This is a genomic window from Brachybacterium sp. AOP42-C2-15 (assembly GCF_052377065.1).
Taxonomy (GTDB): Bacteria; Actinomycetota; Actinomycetes; order Actinomycetales; family Dermabacteraceae; genus Brachybacterium.
On record NZ_JBQSWK010000005.1, the window covers coordinates 120,165 to 137,805 of the forward strand.

Consider the following 17,641-nt stretch of genomic DNA (forward strand, 5'->3'; position numbering starts at 1 on the left):
GTTCTCTCTCCCGTCAGTCCAGGTCCGACTGTCCGGCCTTGGTCAGCCAGTACTGCGTGAAGGTGATGACCATGAGGATCACCAGCAGTGCGACGGACAGGGCTGAGGCGTAGCCGAACTGGTACTGGGCGAAGGCGTTCTCGTAGATGTACATCTGCAGCACCTTCGAGGCGTCGGCCGGACCGCCCTGGGTGGTCACGGACACGGTGTCGAACACTTGGAAGGAGCCGATGATGGTCATGATCAGCACCAGTGCCAGGATCGGGCGCAGCAGCGGCAGGGTTATGCGTCGGAACTGGGCGATCTCGCCCGCCCCTTCGGTGCGCGCCGCCTCGTAGAGGTAGACGGGGATGGACTGCAGGCCCGCGAACAGCAGCAGCGCGGTGTAGCCCATGTGGCGCCATACGTTGACCAGCGCGATCGTCGGGATCACCCAGGTCTCGTTGGCCCAGAAGGAGACCGGGTCGAAGCCGATCCACTGCAGGAAGATGTTGAAGATGCCCAGCTGGGTGTCCAGGATCCACAGGAACACGATCGCGGCGACCACATTGGAGACCAGGTAGGGGGTGAGCACCAGCGAGCGCAGGATCGTGGACTGCGTGAGGCGCTGCATGAGCACCCCGATCAGCAGGGCGACGACCGTCTGGACGCCGATGTTGATCAGCACGTACCAGACCGTCACCTTGAGCGAGTTCCAGAAGACAGGATCCGCGATCAGCTTCTGATAGTTCTCCAGCCCCACCCAGACCGGCGGGGTGAGGGTGGTGTACTCCGTGAAGGAGTAATAGATGCCGGTCAGCAGAGGCCACACGAGGAACACCAGCAGGCCGACGGTCGCTGGCGCGATGAACATCAGCGCGAGCTTCGTGTCGTCCTTCCTGCGGCGTCTGGTGGGAGCCGACCGTGTCGACGTCGTCACGGTGGACATGGCGTTCTTCTTCCTATGGGGGGCGAGATTGCGAGGTCCGGAGATGCCGGACCGCGGTGTAAAGGGGTCATCGGGCGGCGGCCGCGTCAGGTAGCTGCCTCAGGCGGCCGAGTCAGGCAGCCGGGTCAGGCGGCCGAGTCAGGCAGCCGGGTGAGGGAGAACAGCACGCCCTGCTCGGGATCGATCAGGGGTGCGGCCAGGCCGGAGGTGGTGAGCACGGCGCCGGGCAGAGCGAGTCCGCCTTCCGCCGCTGCTCGCTGCCACCAGGGCGGCAGGGCCAGGCCCGTGGGGCGCTCGCCGATCAGCAGCGGTCGGAGGAGATAGCGGGCGCGGGGGTCGAGCCCGGGGAAGCGCAGCCGTTCGTGCTGGGACTCGGAGGACCGCCCGACGGCGGCGAGGGCGAACAGCGCCTCCGCCTGGTCCGGGGCCACCACTCCGTACATCCACAGCGGGCTGTTGCCGCGGTCCACGCGCACCAGCTCGCCGGTGAACATGAGCTCGCGGCGCTCCTTGTACAGCGCGATCCACTCCCGCAGCTCCTCCAGCTCCGCGGCTGTGGCCCGGGCCAGGTCCCACTCGATGCCGAGATGTCCGAACAGGGCCGACAGGCCGCGGAAGGCGAGGGTGTGGAGGCGGCCGGTGGTGTGGGAGCGGCCGGAGGCGATGTGGCTGCCCATCAGCTCGAGCGGGATCAGCTGCGAGGTCCAGCGGTTCATCTGCTGGCGGTCCAGGGGGTCGATGCAATCCGAGACCCACACCCGGTCGGTGTGCTCGAGCACCTCGAGGTCCACGCGGGCCCCGCCCGAGGAGCAGGATTCGATCTCCAGGCCCGGGTGGGCCGCCTTCAGCTCATCCATCAGCGCGTAGGCGGCGAGGGTCTGCTCATGCACCGCGGCCCGGCCGGTCTGCGAGGTGGAAGCCTCCAGCAGGTCACGGTTGTGGTCCCACTTGAGGTAGCCGATCTCGTACCGGTCCAGGATCGCCATCATCTGGTCCCGGACGTGGGCGAAGGCGGCGGGGACAGACAGGTTCAGCACCTGCTGGTGCCGTGATTCCAGGGGCATCCGCTCGGGGGAGGAGGCCATGATCCACTCGGGATGGGCGCGGGCGACGTCGGAGTCCTCGTTGACCATTTCCGGCTCGAACCAGAGGCCGAACTCCATGCCCAGTCCGCGCACGTGGTCGATCAGCGGGCCGAGCCCGTCGGGCCAGACGTCGTCGGAGACCACCCAGTCGCCGAGCCCGGAGGTGTCATCGCGACGGGAGCCGAACCAGCCGTCATCCAGCACGAAGCGTTCCACGCCGAGCGCCGCTGCACGCTCGGCGAGGTCTTTGAGCCGATCCAGATCGTGATCGAAATAGACCGCCTCCCAGACGTTCAGGGTGACGGGCCGGCGAGTGTCCACGTGCTGGGGCCGGGAACGCAGATGGCGGTGGAAGCGGGAGGCGACGGCATCGAGCCCCTCGCCGTAGGAGGCATAGAGCCAGGGGCCCGCGTACTCCTCCCCGGGGGCGAGGTGGAGCTCGCCCGGGAGCAGCAGCTCGCCGCCGCCCAGGATCCGTCGGCCGGTGTTGATCTGCTCGGCGAGGTGGCGGTGGTTGCCGGAGAAGGCGGTGTGCACGGCCCACGCCTCGCCGTGGCGGAAGCCGAGGCCGGGGCGGCCGGCGTGCAGGACGTATGCGGAGTCGGGTCCCGTACGTCCGCGGCGGTTCTCGCGCAGGTGGGTGCCGACGGTGAACGCGGAGCGCTGCGGGGTGCGCTCCTTGGCCCAGCGACCGGCGAAGTCGAGCAGCTCCTCGGCATCTGCCGGGACCGGGACGGTGAGCGTCAGCTCCGCCAGGGAGTACGGGGTCTTCGCGGTGTTGGTGAGAGTGGTGCGCATCCGCAGCAGCCCGGAGGGGAGCAGCTCGACCTCGAGGCGGAGTGCGAGACCGAGCAGGGCGTCGGTCAGGACGAAGCGCACCGTGGCGGCGCCGCTCTCGATGTGTGCGGCTGTTATCGGGGTGCCGCCCAGGGCGATGCTCTCGGTGATGAGCCGGGGGTTCCAGCCGGAGCCGTCCGGACGGGAGCCGCTGAGGCCGGGCCGGCCGATCCAGCCGTCGCTCTGCTGGGGAATGATCCCGATCCGCACCGGGACGTCGACCGCATTCTGGGGGACGACGTCGACGGCGCTCTCGCACACCGCATCGAGCCCTGCCTCACCGAGCTCACCGAGCGCCGCGCCCCAGTGGGCGATCGTCGGCGCCCGCCCATCGGTGACATCCAGGACCACCGAGACACCGGAGGCGGTGAGGTGGAGGCGGTGGGTCGCACCGGGGCGGGGAGCGAGCACCGGGTGATCGGCGGGGATCTCATGAGCGGACAACTGCGGCCTCCAGGGGCGGTCGTGGCGACGGTGCGACGTCCTCTGCGACACCGCCTTACTGAAACTATGAAATTAAAGCCGTCTCGTCAAGTGCCCGCGCCCGACTTCCTGTCATCGTGAGCGCTACGCTGTCGCACACCCGAGAAGGCCAGGAGCCCCAGAATGATCTTCACCCAGTCCTCGAAACTGCGCGACGTGTGCTACGAGATCCGAGGACCGGTCCCCGCAGAGGCAGCTCGCATGGAGGCCGAGGGCCACCAGATCCTCAAGCTGAACATCGGAAACCCCGCGCCGTTCGGCTTCGAGACGCCCGACGAGATCCTCGTCGACATGATCAAGAACCTGCCCACCGCACAGGGCTACTCCGACTCCAAGGGCATCCCCTCTGCTCGTCGAGCGGTCGCGCAGTATTACCAGACCCGGAACATGCCCGGCATCGGGCTCGAGGACGTCTACCTCGGCAACGGCGTCTCCGAGCTGATCCAGATGGTGTGCCAGGCCCTGGTCGACGACGGCGACGAGGTGCTGGTCCCGCAGCCCGACTATCCGCTGTGGACCGCCTCCGTCTCGCTCGCCGGCGGCCGCGCCGTGCACTACCGATGCGACGAGGACGAGCACTGGTGGCCGGATGTCACCGACATCGCCGACAAGGTCACCGAGCGCACCAAGGCGATCGTGGTGATCAACCCCAACAACCCCACCGGCGCGGTGTACCCCGAGCATGTGCTGCGAGACATCCTCGAGGTCGCCCGCAAGCACGGGCTGATGATCCTCGCGGACGAGATCTACGACAAGATCCTCTATGACGACGTCGTCCACACCCCGATCGCATCGCTCGCCCCGGATCTGCTCTCGATCACCTTCAACGGCCTCTCCAAGGCCTATCGGGTGGCGGGGTTCCGGGCCGGTTGGATGGCGCTGTACGGCCCGAAGGACCACGCGGCGAGCTTCATCGAGGGCCTGGACGTGCTCTCCAATATGCGCCTGTGCCCCAATGTTCCTGCGCAGCACATCGTGGCCACGGCGCTGGGCGGCCAGCAGTCGATCCAGCAGCTGATCCTGCCCGGCGGCCGGCTGCGCGAGCAGCGCGATGTCGCCTACGAGGGCCTGAGCGCGATTCCCGGCGTCTCGGTGCAGAAGGCGCAGGGTGCGCTGTACATGTTCCCGAAGCTCGATCTGGAGATGTACCGCATCGACAACGACGAGCAGTTCGCCTATGACCTGCTCCGCGCCCGCAAGCTGCTGGTCACCCAGGGCACCGGGTTTAACTTCCCCACGCATGACCACTTCCGACTGGTCACCCTGCCGTCCGTCGAGGTGCTGGCGGACGCCATCGACCGGATCGGGGACTTCCTGGCCGGAATCCGGCGCTGAACGGTTCGGCGCTGGATCACCGCCCGCTCGCCCCGCTCAATCCTGCGCTCGCCTGCGTGACCGGGCGCTCGAGCCTGCGCTCGCCTGTGTGACCGGGCGATCGAGCCTGCGCCGCGTCCTGGGGTCAGGAGGTGGGGGATCCGGGGTTGGGGTTCAGAGGGCCAGGCCCGCCGTCAGGGCGAGGACCGCGAGCAGCGGGAGGGCGCCCTGCTTGAGCGCCGCCCCGCGATGGGCGGGGGAGGCGAGCAGCAGCACCAGCGCCGCGGCGAGCATGCTGCCGGTGCCCGCGAGGGCTAGCGCCGCCCCGACCGCCGTCGTGCCCGCGAGCAGCAGCACGGCCCCCAGCGCGGCGAGCACCGCGAGGAAGAGGTTGTAGAAGCCCTGGTTCAGGGCCATCAGCCTCGTCGCGGCGACCTCCTGCGGGCTCTGCTCGCCGAAAACGGCGGCGGCTCGCGGAGTGCCCCACAGCAGGGACTCGAGGGCGAAGATCGCGACGTGCAGGGCGGCGGCGGCCAGGGCGAGCACGGAACCGAGGATGATCAAAGGAACCTCCGAGGGCATTGTGAAGTGATTGCTCCACTATAGTGGGTGCCACGTCGCCCGTCGCCCCGGTTCCCGGTGCGATCGGCGACAGGATGCACGGACGGGCGCGAGCACTTCGGGAGGGATCATGGGGCGACCGGCAGCTTTCGATCGGGACGAGGCGGTGCGCGCCGCGCGCGACGTGTTCTGGCGCGAGGGCTACGAACCCGCCTCCATGGCGACCCTCCAGCAGGCCACCGGCCTGAGCGCGAGCAGCATCTACCACGCCTTCGGTTCCAAGCGCGGCCTCTTCGACGCCGCTCTGGAGGACTATCTCGACCAGGTGGTGCGCCCCGGCCTCGCTCCGCTGCGCGCGCCGGCGATCGCTCCCGATGCTCTCGTCGCCTACTTCCGTGCGGCCCGCGAACGTTTCGCGGACCCGACCGGCCGCACCCCCGCCGACGGCTGCCTGCTGGTGAACACCGCCTGCTCCGGTATCGCCCGCGACGGGACCATCGCCGAGGTGGTGCGCGCCTATCGCGCCGAGCTGCACGCCGCGTTCTCGCGCGGCGCCGCGGCCCAGCGCCCCCACCGCACGCCCGCGGACCGCGAGCGCCTGGTGGAGACCTGCGTCTCGCTGCTGATCAGCGCGCTGGCCATGGCCCGGGTGGATCACGGGGCGGCGCTCGCCGCCCTCGACGTCGCCCTCTCCCATCTCGAGAACAAGGACACTCCATGAAGCCGCTCTACACCACCGAAGCTCTCGCCACCGGCGGCGGCCGCGACGGACACGTCGACGTCGTCGGCGCCGATCTCGCCCTGGATCTGGCAATCCCCGCCGAGATGGGCGGCAGCGGGAACGGCGCGAACCCCGAGCAGCTCTTCGCCGCCGGCTTTTCCGCCTGCTTCCACTCCGCGCTGCAGTCCGTCGCGCGCCGGCAGAAGATCGCGATCGACGGCTCGAGCGTCGGCGCCCGCGTGACCATCGGCTCCGAGGGGGATGGGGGCTTCTCGCTCGCCGTCGAGCTCGAGGTGGTCATTCCGGAGCTGGACCACGACGCCGCCCAGGCCCTCGCCGAGGCCGCCCATCAGGTGTGCCCGTACTCGAACGCCACCCGCGGGAACATCCCGGTCACGGTCACCGTCAGCGACGACTGAACGTCGCCTGCCGGAGGCTCGGTGCCGGCCTATGCGTGACGGAGGGCCCCGACGGGATCGATCCCGTCGGGGTCCTGCCTCCTGCGTGCGGCCGGGACGATGTGCTCCGGCAATGGCTTGATCAGGGGCGCAGCAGCACCTTGCCCTGTCGGCCATCGGTGAGCGTCGCCGACACGGCGCCGACCACCTCGTCCAGAGCGAAGGTGCCGGCCGTGGGCAGCGTGACTTCGCCGGTGAGCAGCCGGGTGATGATCTCGGTGATCAGCCCGCGCCGCATCTCGGGGCTCATTCGCGCGGAGACCTTCGCGCCCCAGAATCCCTCGACCTTCAGGTCGCGGAAGATGATCGGGCCGGAGGGCAGCGCCATCGTGGTGCCGCCCATCGCGCCGAAGACGACCAGGCGCCCGCCCTCGCCGAGCAGGGAGGCCACCTGCCCCGCGGCCTCGCCGCCCACGGAATCCAGTCCCGCGGCGACGTGCGCGTCGCCGATCAGGGCGCGGGCCTGCTGCTCCCAGTCCTCCTGGTCGGTGGCGACCACGTCGCCGATGCCCTGTGCGGCCAGCTCCTCGATGCCGCTGCTGCGGCGCACCAGGCTGATCACCCGCTGGTCGCGGCCCCGTGCGAACTGGGCGACCAGACGGCCGACGGCCCCGGTCGCGGCGTTCTGCACGAGCACCTCGCCGGGGGCAAGGTCCAGGTGCTCGAGCAGGGACAGGGCGCTGAACGGCATGGCGACCAGCTGGGCGGCGGCCTCGTCGGGAAGCTCCGCCGGCAGCGGGATCAGGGCCCCGGCGGGCGCGGTGAACAGCTCCGCCCAGGTGCACGGGACGCCGGTGACCGCCACCCGGTCCCCGGGGGCGACGGTGTCCACGCCCTCGCCGAGCTGCTCGACGACCGCGACGGCCTCGCTGCCGGGTTGCGCGGGAAGCTCAGGGCGCACGCCGTAGGTGCCGCGGATCGTCCACAGGTCGTGGTGGTGGATGGGGCTGAGGACCAGCCGCAGCAGAACCTCGCCTGCGGCGGGGGAGGGGGCGTCGACCTCGCGGGTCTGCAGGACGTCGGCGGGCTCGCCGAAGCGGTCGTAGGACACGGTGCGCATGGGGGACCTCTCAGTAGTGGAATGCTCACTACAGAATAGGGGTCGTCAGGGGTGCTGTCCCGCGCATGTGAGGTGGGAGACGAGGAGCCGGGACCGATGCCGGGTCGAGGCGACGGTCCCGGCTCCTCGTGGTGGCCGGTGGTGCTGTGGTGCTGGTCAGGCGTGCGAGGGCTGGTTCACCGCGTCGCGGGAGACGCGCACCATCTCCTCGCGCTCGACGACCTTGATCCGGGCGCGGGGCTCTCCGTCGGCGTCGACCGCGGCGGCGCCGAGCGCCTTCTCGTGCTCGTCCAGCGCCATCCAGCCGTCCCAAGTCGTGTACGGCACGCCACGGTCCTCGAGCAGGCGCAGGACAGCGTCGCCGTCACGCTCGGGCGCGGAGTGCAGAACACCGGACTCGATGTCCTCGAGCAGGCTGGCGATGGTCTCGATGGCGTCGGACTTGGTCGCGCCGATCAGGCCCACCGGGCCGCGCTTGATCCAGCCGTTGGCGTAGAGGCCGGGCAGCACATCGCCCTCGGCAGCGGTGACACGGCCGGCGGTATTGCTGATCACGCCGCGCTTCGCGTCGTAGGGGATGCCGGGCAGCTCGGAGCCGTGGTACCCGACGGCCCGGTAGATCGCGCCGAGCTCGTAGTCCACGAACTCGCCGGTGCCCTCGAGGTTGCCCTCTTCATCCAGCTGGGTGCGCTCGAAGCGCATGCCGGTGACTCGTCCTCCGTCGCCACCCTCGCCGAGGATCTCGACGGGGCGGTGCCAGAAGTGCATGTGGAGGCGGCGCTGGACCGGGCGGCCCTCGCGGTCCGTCGGCTCCTCACCGGCGGCCTCGCGGCGCTGCTGCTCCTCGAGCCAGCCCACGAAGGTCTGGACCACCTGGTCCGTGCGCTTGTCGGCCTTGATGGTCTCCCACTGGGCCTCGGTGATCTGCTCGATGTCGCGCGGATCCATGACGACCTGGAGACCCCGCGGGTGGGACAGCTCGCGCGCCTCGAGGGGGGAGAACTTGGTCTGCGCAGGTCCCCGACGGCCGAAGACGTGCACGTCGGTGGTCTTCGCAGCCTGCAGGCCCTCGTACACGTTGGCGGGGATCTCGGTGCGCAGCAGCTCATCCGCGGTCTTGGAGAGCACGCGGGCGACGTCCAGGGCGACGTTCCCGTTGCCGACCACGGCGACGGACTCGGCGTCCAGCTCCCAGGTGCGGGGATAGTCCGGGTTGCCGTCGTACCAGGCCACGAAGTCTGCGGCGCCGTGGGAGCCTGCGAGTTCGACGCCGGGCACCGAGAGCTCGGCGTCCTTGAGCGCGCCGGTGGCGAAGATGGCCGCGTCGTAATGGGTCCGCAGGTCCTCGATGGTCAGATCGGTGCCGAACTCGACGTCGCCGAGGAAACGGATGTCACCGCGACCCAGGATCCGATGCAGCGCGGTGATGATCCCCTTGATGCGCGGGTGATCCGGGGCGACGCCGTAGCGGATCAGCCCGAAGGGAGCGGGGAGGCGATCGAACAGGTCGATCGTGACCTGGAGCTCACCGTTCTTCACCGGCGCAGAGCGCAGCAGGGTCTCAGCGGCATAGACGCCGGCGGGGCCGGAGCCGATCACGGCCAGACGGAAGGGCTGCTGGGAGGAGGACATCTCACCTCGGTCTCATGGCGCGGTGGCGCCGGGTCGGATGCGGTCCGGAGCGGTCGCGACGTCATCCGCCGACTCCGCTCTGCGCAGATTTCCGCACCACTCTATACGCGAAATTCGCCCGGACCCGGGCCACTGTGAGCGGCCTGACGTCGCGGGTCAGCTCCTGGCCAGGTCAGCATCTCCTCGGCGGTAGGTCGCCCAGAAGTAGGCGCCGACCAGCACCGCCCCGCCCACGATGTTGCCCAGGACCACCGGGATCATGTTGTCCCAGATCGCGGCGCCGACCGTGATCGAGGAGTAGTCCTCGAGGGACGTCCCGACTGCCTGGATCGCCTCGCCCTGCCAGAAGGAGTCGCCAGCGAAGGTCTTGATCAGCAGTCCCATCGGGAGCATGAACATGTTGGCCACGGAATGTTCGAAGCCGGTGGCCACGAACAGGGCGATGGGCCCGGCCACGCCGAGGACCTTGTCCGTGACGGTCTTGCCGGCGGTGGCGACCCAGACGGCCAGGCAGACGGCGAGGTTCGCGAGGACCCCCAGGAAGAAGGCCTGGTGCCAGTCGTGATCGAGCTTGGACCGGGTGGTGTCCAGGACGATCAGCCCCCAGGCGGACCCGTTGGTCGCATGGGTCCCGGCGCCGAGCATCAGCAGTGCGATGAGGAGGGCGCCGAGCAGGTTGCCGCCTGCGGACATCCCCCAGTGGCCCAGCATCCGACCGGTGGAGATCCGTCCGGACAGCCTAGGCATGAACGTCAGGGTGGTGCCGGTGAACAGGTCGGAGCCGCTGATCACCACGAGCCCGAGGCCGACGGAGAAGACGGTGCCGCCGATGAGCTTGGCGATGCCGACCGGCCAGTCGCCCATCCCCTGCTGGGTGGTGACCATGAAGACGAATCCCAGGGCGATGAAGGCGCCCCCGGTGAGGGTCTGCAGGAACATCCGGCTCCACGGTGCGGTGGCCTTCGCGTACATCGCATCCTCGAGCGCGGTCGTCAGTGCCTTCGGCGTGGGGATCACGGGGCTCGGCGCGCTGGGCGTGGCGGCAGGAGTGGGGTCCGCGGGCGCGGGCACGTTCATGGGAAGGTCTCCAGGAGGTGGCAGGGGACGGCGACCGGGCCCTGCATGACGTGCACCGTCCGGTTACCGGCGGTCAGGCTACGCCTGACCGGACAGTCGAGCGCGCTCCTTCGGCAGTCGCCATCCCGGGACCTGCTCGTCGTGCGGCGAGAGGTGGCCAGGCTCACTCCGGCGACTCACTCCGGGCTGCCGGCGCCCGGTGCCTCGGGCACCACTCCGACGGCGACGGCGAGAGTGCTGCTGGCGCCGGGCGGTCCCACCACGATGCCCTTCAGCGGCGGCACATCCGCGTAGTCCCGGCCCCAGGCGGTGGTCACGAAGCGCTGGTCCACGAAGGCGCGGTTGGTGGGGTCGATGTCCACCCAGCCGGTTCCGGGGACCAGCACGCTGAGCCAGGCATGGGAGGCGGCGGAGCCGACCATCTCCCCGACCGGCTCGGTGCCCAGCACCCCGCCGGCCGACGGCGCGGTCCGCAGATACCCGGAGACATAACGGGCCGCGAGCCCTGCAGCGCGCACCGCGGCGAGCCCGACGTGAGAGAAGTCCTGGCAGACGCCGTGCCGGGCGGCGAGCACCTCCTCGAGGGTCGAGGAGACGGTCGTGGCGGCGGAGTCGTAGGTGAAGTCGGTGTGGATCAGCGCCGTGAGATCGGACAGGCACTCACCGATCGCGCGGCCGGGGGTGAACACCTCGGCGGAGATCTCCTGCGCCGCGGTGCCTGCGGGGATGCGCGGGGAGGGGTGGACGAAGTCGAGGCCGGAATCCGGCAGCAGCGAGCCCCAGTGCTCCGGGGTGCACTGCTCCCAGGGGCGCGACATCGGCTCGATCGGATAGCGGCGCTCCGCGACGGTGACGCGGGCGTGAGAGTGGACGTCGAGCTGCGCATGAGGGGTGTCCACCAGCAGATAGGTCGAGGAGTTCCCGTAGAAGTCGGTGTGTGCGGTGAGGCGGGCCGGGGCCGGGTCCACGACCACCTCGTGCGAGAGCACCCTCTGATGCGGTGTGGCGCGCGGCTCGATATGGGCGCGGCCGTAGTTGCGCGAGACAGGTTTGGCGTACCGATAGGACGTCAGGTGGTGGACGCGGTAGTGGACGGGCTCGGCAGCGCCCGCCTCGTCGTCCCGCAACGGGATCAGCGGTCGCAGGCGCTTCGCATCCTGGTCATGCTCAGACATCGTCGATACCCCATCGTGAGGTGGATTCAGAAGGACGGAAGAAGCGGTTCTCCAGGGCGGTCGCGAGCTCCCGCAGCAGGTCGATCGCAGCATCGACCTCCTCCAGCAGCGCGGTCGGGGCGCTCGCGGAGTCGTCGGCGTCAGCGACCGGGCGCAGCAGCTCGCGCGCCTCCCAGGAACCGATCCGGGAGCGCAGCGCGATCAGCGGGGCCCGCAGCTCGGGAGACGGGGTGACCTCCGGCAGCCTGTCCAGCGCCATCCCCAGCCGCTCGAGCTGGAAGGCGATCGAACGGGGCAGCGTCGGGTCGTTCAGCAGCAGCTCCAGCAGCAGTTCCGGCTGCACGGCGGCGTGGTAGGAGCGCCGGTAGGAGGCGCCGGACTCGGTGATCAGCGCGACGGCACCGGCGACCCGCACCTCAGCGGCGCGTACACGGCGCCGACCCAGAGTGGCCCGCAGCAGCGCCAGCAGGCTCATGGCGCGTTCGATCTTGCGCCCCACCTCGGTGAGATCCCAGCCCAGGTTCCGCGGCATCGAATCGGCGACCGCGCCGGAGAGCGTCAGGCAGCCGTCCACGATGTCCGTCAGCCCCTGCTCGAGCGGCGGACGGTCCGGGCCGCCCAGCGCCCGGACCTCCTGGCGCATGCGGGCGATCACCGGCCAGACGTCATCCGAGATCAGATCCCTGAGCGTGCGGGTGGTGTGGGCGAGCGCGGTGTAGGACTGGGCGAGGGAGCCGGGCCGCGCCAGGTCGGTGAGCAGGCTCTCGAGCTCGGTGCGCACCTCTTCACGGTCCTGCAGTTCCACATCCAGGAAGCCCGGGTACGTGGTGGTGGCCTCGGTGACCGCCTCGAGCAGCACGGCCTGGGCGGTGCGGGCGGCGGGGCTGTGCTCCGCATCCAGGTCGTTGACGGTGTCCAGGACCGTCCGCAGCAGGCGGGCGGTGGAATCCACCCGCTCGAGATAGCGGCCGAACCAGAACAGGTCCGAGCCGATCGACCGGGTCATCGCGGGATACGCGCTGAGCATCCCGCGGGTCCGGGCGGCGGTGCGCGGCTCGGCGACGTTCTCCGCGGGCGGTGCCGGGTCAGCGACCGGAGAGGTCTCCGCGACCGTGACCCAGACATCCTTGAGCGCCGGGGGTCCGTCATCGGAGGTCGTGGCGATCCCACCGGGCAGCACCTCGTAGCCGTCCTCCGTGCCCATCACCAGCAGCTGGATCCGCACCGGCCGCTCGACGAGGGCGTCGCCGCCGCGCGGGTCCAGGCTCAGCCACCGGGCACCAGCGGCCTCCGGATCGGCGGGGCGCAGCAGCAGGTCCTCATGGAGCATCTGCCGGCACAGGTCCGGCAGCGCGGAGCGCAGATCCGGGTTCTCCAGCAGTCCGGCGCCGAGCGGGTTGAAGATCTCCACGTCGCCGCAGCGGGCGGCCTCGACCAGGCCGGTCACCCCGCCCAGCGGGGTCGGGCCCAGGTCCAACGGGTCCAGCAGCTGTGAGGGCACCAGGCGCAGCACGGCGTCCACCGCATCACCGGGATCGGAATCCAGACCGGGCAGGCGCAGGGTGACGGAGCCGGAGCCGGTGCGCAGATCCCCGGCGGAGACCATCGGGGCGCCCAGCAGGTTCGCCAGCCAGCTGTGGTCGAATCCCCGCATCGGGTCCTCGGACTCATCCGTCAGGACCACAGTGCGGCCGGCGCGGCCGTCGGACCGGGTGCGCTGATGCAGCGAGGTGCGCAGGGCATCGAAGAACGGATGCAGGCGGCGCAGCGGCGTGGAGCGGTACAGGGTGGGCGCGCAGCGGGAGAGGACCCGCCGCAGCTCGAGGGTGGTGCCGGCGCCTCCGGGCACGTCCACGGAGTCCTCGAGGACCACCCATGACCCCTCGGCGGTGCGGGTGACGGTGCTGGTCAGCGCGAAGAGATGATGGTTCCCGCGAGCGGGGATCCCGACGGCCGAGCGCAGGTACGCAGGATCCTGGAGGAGCTGTGCGGCCGGGGCGACGTCGGTGCCGAGCACGGTGCGCGGGCCGTAGAGATCCCCGTACAGGGCGTCCAGCAGCCGCACCCGCTGGATCAGGCCCGTGGACAGCACCGACCAGGAATCGGCATCCAGGACCAGCGGCACGGGATCGATCACGGGCGTGGCGGTGGAGACGTCGGCGGCGAACATGCGCGCCGCCGACGTCGCCGCGCGCCGTCGGCCCAGTGGTCCGAGAGCATCGAGCTCGTCGACCAGGGCCTGAGGCGGGGTGGAGATCACCGGAACATCGTAGACATGACGCCGCGGTGCGGGCAGTCAGGAACCGCTGACCACCGGGATGCCCTCGGAGGGCTGGACCACGACGAAGCCCGGGCCGTGGAAGGCGAGCTGGAAGGACTCGCCGGAGCCGCGGCCGATCAGCGAGCCCATCTTGAAGTCGTTCTTGATCTGCGGCTGCAGGTTCGCCGACCAGCACACCGCGGCCTGGGGATCCACGTAGGTGGGCTGCTGGGAGCAGTCCAGCAGCATCGGCGGGCCGTCGGAGGTGACCGCGACCATGCCCTGGCCCTGCAGGAACAGGTTGAACAGGCCCCCGGCCATGAAGCCCGCGCCGCCGAGGGACTTGATGTCCCACTGGATGGAGCTGTCGAAGGCGAGCATGTTCTTGGTGTTCAGGGTGAGGGCCTCGCCCTCGAGCTGGATCAGGAAGATCTCATTGGCCTGACGGGCGTAGAAGATCTCGCCCTGCCCGCGGGTGCGCATCATGTTGCCGCCCTCGCCGGTGGCCATCTTCTTCAGCAGCTTCATGCCGCCTCCGGAGCCCTGGTACGAGAAGTCCATCTGCCCCTGGTAGGCGACCATCGCCCCGGAGGCGGAGATGATCTCCGGCGCGTCCGGAGTGAGCGAGCAGCGCAGCATCTTGTTGGACTGCAGCGCCCATCGGTCGTTGGTCTGGCGCTCCTGGTTGGAGGCATCGAACAGGTTCGAACGCATGGCACGGAGTCCTTCGGTCGCTCTCGGGTGCCGGACGGCAGCCGCCCCGCACCACGGCGCCCACCGCGCCGCGAGGCGATCGTCTCACGCCGTCACCCCTCAGGAATGCTCCATCAGGCCCGTGTCCGGGGTGCGGCCGAGGTGCGGACAGTGTGGGGGAGCGGTGAAGCGGGCACGATGCCGGGCACGGGCCTCGTAGCATGGAGACCATGGCAGAGTCCCGCATCTCCCGCCGCGACGCCCGCGACCCGCGGCTGCTCGCGCTCGCCGAGGACTCCGGCTACGAGATCCTCGGCCGGATCGGTGCCGGCGGTATGGGGATCGTCTACCGTGCGCACGATGCCGACGGCAATGACGTGGCCATCAAGCTGCTGCGTCACGAGATCTCGGACGACCCGCAGGCGCGCGAGCGCCTGGCGCGTGAGGTCACGGCGCAGAAGCTGGTGCGCAACGACAACATCGTGCGCATCCTCGACGCGGAGCTCGACTCCTCGGATGCTTTCGTGGTCACCGAGTTCATCCCCGGGCCGACGCTCGAGGATGCGGTGCGCTCCCACGGTGGCCTGCACCCCGAGTCGGTGCGGGAGATCGGCCTGGTGATGGGGGAGACACTGCGCGACATCCACCGTGCCGGGGTGATCCACCGCGACCTCAAACCCAGCAACGTGATGCTGCGTGGCGCCACCGAGGGCGACCTGACCGGGTTCGATCCCGACGGGGATCGGCTGGATCCGGTGATCATCGATTTCGGCATCGCGATCGCGGCCGAGGAATCCCGACTGACCTCCACCGGCCTGGTCATGGGCACCGCCGCCTATCTCGATCCCGAGGTGATCCGCAGCGATCACACGGGAGAGGCGGGGGACTGGTGGGCCTGGGCCGCGCTGCTCTCCTTCGCGGCCACCGGCCGTGATCCTTTCGGCAGCGGCCGTGCCGACCTGGTGTTCCTGCGCGCCGAGCGCGGGGAGATCGACGTCGACGGGCTGCCCACGGAGCTCGCGGACTGGCTGCGCGCGGCGCTGCGCTCCGTCCCTGCGGAACGCCCGGCTCCCGAGGACATGATCGCGCGGCTCGCCGAGCTGGACCTCACGCGGTATGCGGACCCCGGGGACACGGAGATGCTGGATGCGGGGTCTCGGACCGCGGTGCTGCCGGTGATCGGAGCGGCCCCGCCCGGTGCTGAGGACGCAGACCCGACAGGTGGGACCCCGGAGGGGGCGTCGCCCGGGGCACCGGCCGCTGCCGCGGAGGCGACCGCAGGCGCCCAGGACCAGCCCACCGAGGCGATCCCGATGATCGCCACCCCAGCGGAGCATCCCACCGAGGCGCTGCCGCGGATCACGACTGCCGCGGATTCGGTCACCGAGGCGCTGCCCGTCATCGGGAACCCCACCATGGCGCTGCCGGTCGTCTCCTCGCCGCAGCACAGCGCGCCGCCGTCGCATGTGCCGCAGCACTACTCCCCGCAGCCTTCCCCTCAGCCGCAGTCCTTCCAGCAACCGCCCCCTCAGCAACCATCCACTCAGCAGCTGCCGCGCCAGCAGGTTCCGGTGCAGGAGCACCCGGGCCAGCCGTACGCCTACTCCCAGCAGCTGGCTCCGCAGCATCCGAATCTGCAGCATCCGGCTCCGCAGCGTCAGGCTCAGCAGACGATCGAGGCACGGCCGCAGCACCCTGCGCAGTACCCGCCCTCCGCAGCCGAGCCGTCGGCGCCGTACGGTGCGTGGCCGGCGCCGCCGCCGCGCCGTCCGCTGCTGGTGTGGATCGGGCACCTGCTGATCGTGTCCCTCGCTGCGATCGCGCCCTATGTGTCGCTGGCCGTGCTGCTGCTGCTGGGGGCGTTGGCCCGCACCTGGGAGCGGTCGCATCTGTCCGTGACCGCTCAGCGGATGCGCGGAGCCACCGGTGCGGGGCCGCAGTGGAGGACGGGCCTCGCCAGTCCCTTCCGTTTCCTGCTGGGGCTGCTCGAGATCGCGGTGCAGGCAGTGTTCCCGCTGGTCCTCGGGGTGCTGGTGTGTATCGCTCTCGATGTGTCCTGGACGCTGCTCCAGGGCGCTCCGCCGCCGGACGGAGTCGCCTTCGCGACCGCGGCGGCGATCACCCTGCTGATCACCTGGGTGGGTTTGGGCAGTCGCACCACCCGCAACGGTGCGCACCGGATGGTCGACGCCGCCGCGCCGGACCTGCTCTGGAGCGCAGTGGTGGCGGTGCTGCTCCTGCTCCTGCTGGGCGCGGTGATCTTCACCCTCCTGGCCCGCGGGGGAGCGGTCGACTACTTCCCCTTCCCCAGCGGACCTCGGCTCGAGGACATCGCCATCTGGCGGCGCTGAGCTCGCGCTCGGTCAGGGGCTGGCACGTGAGGTGCCCCATCCTTCCCGGCACCGTCCAGTTGCAGGCCGTTAAACTCTCATCGATCTATCACCCACCGCAGCCCCGCATCGGGGGCGAGGAGATTCCATGGCCGCGACCGGTTCATCAAAGTCAGCGCAGGAGCGCCGCGAAGCGCAGCGGGAGGTCCTGCGCAAGCAGCGGCAGTCGGAGCTCAAGCGCCAGCGCACCGTGCGCACCGTGGTGATCGCCGCGATCACCGTGGTCGCGCTGGTGATCGTCGCCGGAGCGGGCTACCTCATATTCCGTTCGATGCAGCCGGAGGGCCCGGTCGCGGTGCCCGAGGGCATGAGCGCGGACCAGCCGTACCTCACCCTCGGCGCCCCGGAGGACTCCGGGAAACCTGTGGTGGAGATTCACCTGGACTTCCTGTGCCCGCACTGCGGGGAGTTCGAGAACATCAACGCCGAGGACATCTCGACCATGGTCGCGGATGAGGAGGCGATCGTGCACATCGTGCCTCGCAACTTCATGGACATGCAGTCCTCTTCCGGCGACTACTCCTCGCGCGCGGCGAACGCCCTGGTCGCGGTCTACGCGGATGATCCGGTCAATGCGATGGCCTTCCAGACCCTGATGTTCGCCAACCAGCCCGGCGCGGAAGGGCTGACCGACGAGCAGATCGAGGCGTTCGCCCTGGAGGCAGGGGCCTCCGAGCAGGCGATCAGCGATATCAAGGCCGGCACGTACGAGCCGTGGGTGAAGCGGGTCTCGAACCCGTACGGCGAGGAGACCGGCGGCGGGACCCCGTACGTCGAGATCGACGGCACGGAGTTCAAGGGCTTCACCCAGCCCGGTGCGCTGCGTGAGGCGGTGCTGGCGGCCGGCGGCGCTCCTGCGGCGTCCGACGGCGGTGGCGAGGCGCCCGCGTCCGACGGCGGCGAGGGCTGACCCTCTGAGCGACCTGCGGTGGGGGACGAGCAGCTCTGCAATTCCCTCTAGACTGCT

General features: G+C 70.2%; 14 protein-coding genes. 5 read left to right on the forward strand and 9 right to left on the reverse strand.

The window, feature by feature from the left end; genetic code table 11:
* Positions 1-13 precede the first annotated feature (13 nt).
* On the reverse strand, positions 14-928 hold the full coding sequence (locus tag ACT3SQ_RS04420) for a carbohydrate ABC transporter permease (RefSeq protein WP_442332527.1): 915 nt from the start codon (positions 926-928) through the stop codon (positions 14-16).
* Positions 929-1,053: 125 nt separating this feature from the next.
* Positions 1,054-3,294, reverse strand: a complete 2,241-nt coding sequence (locus ACT3SQ_RS04425; protein ID WP_444600864.1) for an alpha-galactosidase — start codon at positions 3,292-3,294, stop codon at positions 1,054-1,056.
* Between the two features lie 162 nt (positions 3,295-3,456).
* On the opposite strand from ACT3SQ_RS04425, the gene ACT3SQ_RS04430 reads away from it, so the two are divergent.
* A complete protein-coding gene (locus tag ACT3SQ_RS04430) occupies positions 3,457-4,668 on the forward strand; it encodes a pyridoxal phosphate-dependent aminotransferase (RefSeq protein ID WP_444600865.1) in 1,212 nt (403 codons plus the stop codon).
* Between the two features lie 153 nt (positions 4,669-4,821).
* Here the strand turns inward: ACT3SQ_RS04430 and ACT3SQ_RS04435 are convergent, their stop codons facing one another.
* Positions 4,822-5,211 (reverse strand): DUF1304 family protein, encoded by a 390-nt coding sequence (locus ACT3SQ_RS04435; protein ID WP_441443834.1) that lies wholly within the window; start codon positions 5,209-5,211, stop codon positions 4,822-4,824.
* Between the two features lie 127 nt (positions 5,212-5,338).
* Here ACT3SQ_RS04435 and ACT3SQ_RS04440 point away from each other — a divergent pair, with 127 nt between their 5' ends.
* Positions 5,339-5,929, forward strand: a complete 591-nt coding sequence (locus ACT3SQ_RS04440; protein ID WP_441443833.1) for a TetR/AcrR family transcriptional regulator — start codon at positions 5,339-5,341, stop codon at positions 5,927-5,929.
* On the forward strand, positions 5,926-6,348 hold the full coding sequence (locus tag ACT3SQ_RS04445) for an organic hydroperoxide resistance protein (RefSeq protein WP_441443832.1): 423 nt from the start codon (positions 5,926-5,928) through the stop codon (positions 6,346-6,348). The genes ACT3SQ_RS04440 and ACT3SQ_RS04445 overlap by 4 nt, the downstream gene beginning before the upstream one ends.
* Positions 6,349-6,469: 121 nt before the next feature.
* Here ACT3SQ_RS04445 and ACT3SQ_RS04450 read toward each other — a convergent pair whose 3' ends face one another.
* The 6 genes from ACT3SQ_RS04450 to ACT3SQ_RS04475 form a co-directional block, all read right to left on the reverse strand.
* The gene (locus ACT3SQ_RS04450; protein ID WP_441443831.1) at positions 6,470-7,447 is read right to left on the reverse strand and encodes a zinc-binding dehydrogenase; all 978 of its coding nucleotides are present in this window, start codon (positions 7,445-7,447) and stop codon (positions 6,470-6,472) included.
* Between the two features lie 156 nt (positions 7,448-7,603).
* The gene (locus ACT3SQ_RS04455) at positions 7,604-9,079 is read right to left on the reverse strand and encodes an FAD-dependent oxidoreductase (protein WP_441443830.1); all 1,476 of its coding nucleotides are present in this window, start codon (positions 9,077-9,079) and stop codon (positions 7,604-7,606) included.
* Positions 9,080-9,235: 156 nt separating this feature from the next.
* Entirely contained in the window at positions 9,236-10,156 is a 921-nt protein-coding gene (locus ACT3SQ_RS04460; RefSeq protein ID WP_441443829.1) for a formate/nitrite family transporter, read from the reverse strand.
* Positions 10,157-10,332: 176 nt separating this feature from the next.
* Complete coding sequence (locus tag ACT3SQ_RS04465; RefSeq protein WP_441443828.1) at positions 10,333-11,331, reverse strand: transglutaminase family protein; 999 nt, start codon at positions 11,329-11,331, stop codon at positions 10,333-10,335.
* Positions 11,324-13,591 (reverse strand): circularly permuted type 2 ATP-grasp protein, encoded by a 2,268-nt coding sequence (locus tag ACT3SQ_RS04470; protein WP_441443827.1) that lies wholly within the window; start codon positions 13,589-13,591, stop codon positions 11,324-11,326. The genes ACT3SQ_RS04465 and ACT3SQ_RS04470 overlap by 8 nt, the downstream gene beginning before the upstream one ends.
* Positions 13,592-13,627: 36 nt before the next feature.
* The gene (locus ACT3SQ_RS04475) at positions 13,628-14,305 is read right to left on the reverse strand and encodes an AIM24 family protein (protein ID WP_441443826.1); all 678 of its coding nucleotides are present in this window, start codon (positions 14,303-14,305) and stop codon (positions 13,628-13,630) included.
* Positions 14,306-14,514: 209 nt separating this feature from the next.
* Here ACT3SQ_RS04475 and ACT3SQ_RS04480 point away from each other — a divergent pair, with 209 nt between their 5' ends.
* Both ACT3SQ_RS04480 and ACT3SQ_RS04485 read left to right on the forward strand, forming a co-directional pair.
* Positions 14,515-16,635, forward strand: a complete 2,121-nt coding sequence (locus tag ACT3SQ_RS04480; RefSeq protein WP_441443825.1) for a protein kinase domain-containing protein — start codon at positions 14,515-14,517, stop codon at positions 16,633-16,635.
* Positions 16,636-16,762: 127 nt separating this feature from the next.
* Positions 16,763-17,584 (forward strand): thioredoxin domain-containing protein, encoded by an 822-nt coding sequence (locus tag ACT3SQ_RS04485; RefSeq protein ID WP_442332206.1) that lies wholly within the window; start codon positions 16,763-16,765, stop codon positions 17,582-17,584.
* Positions 17,585-17,641 lie beyond the last annotated feature (57 nt).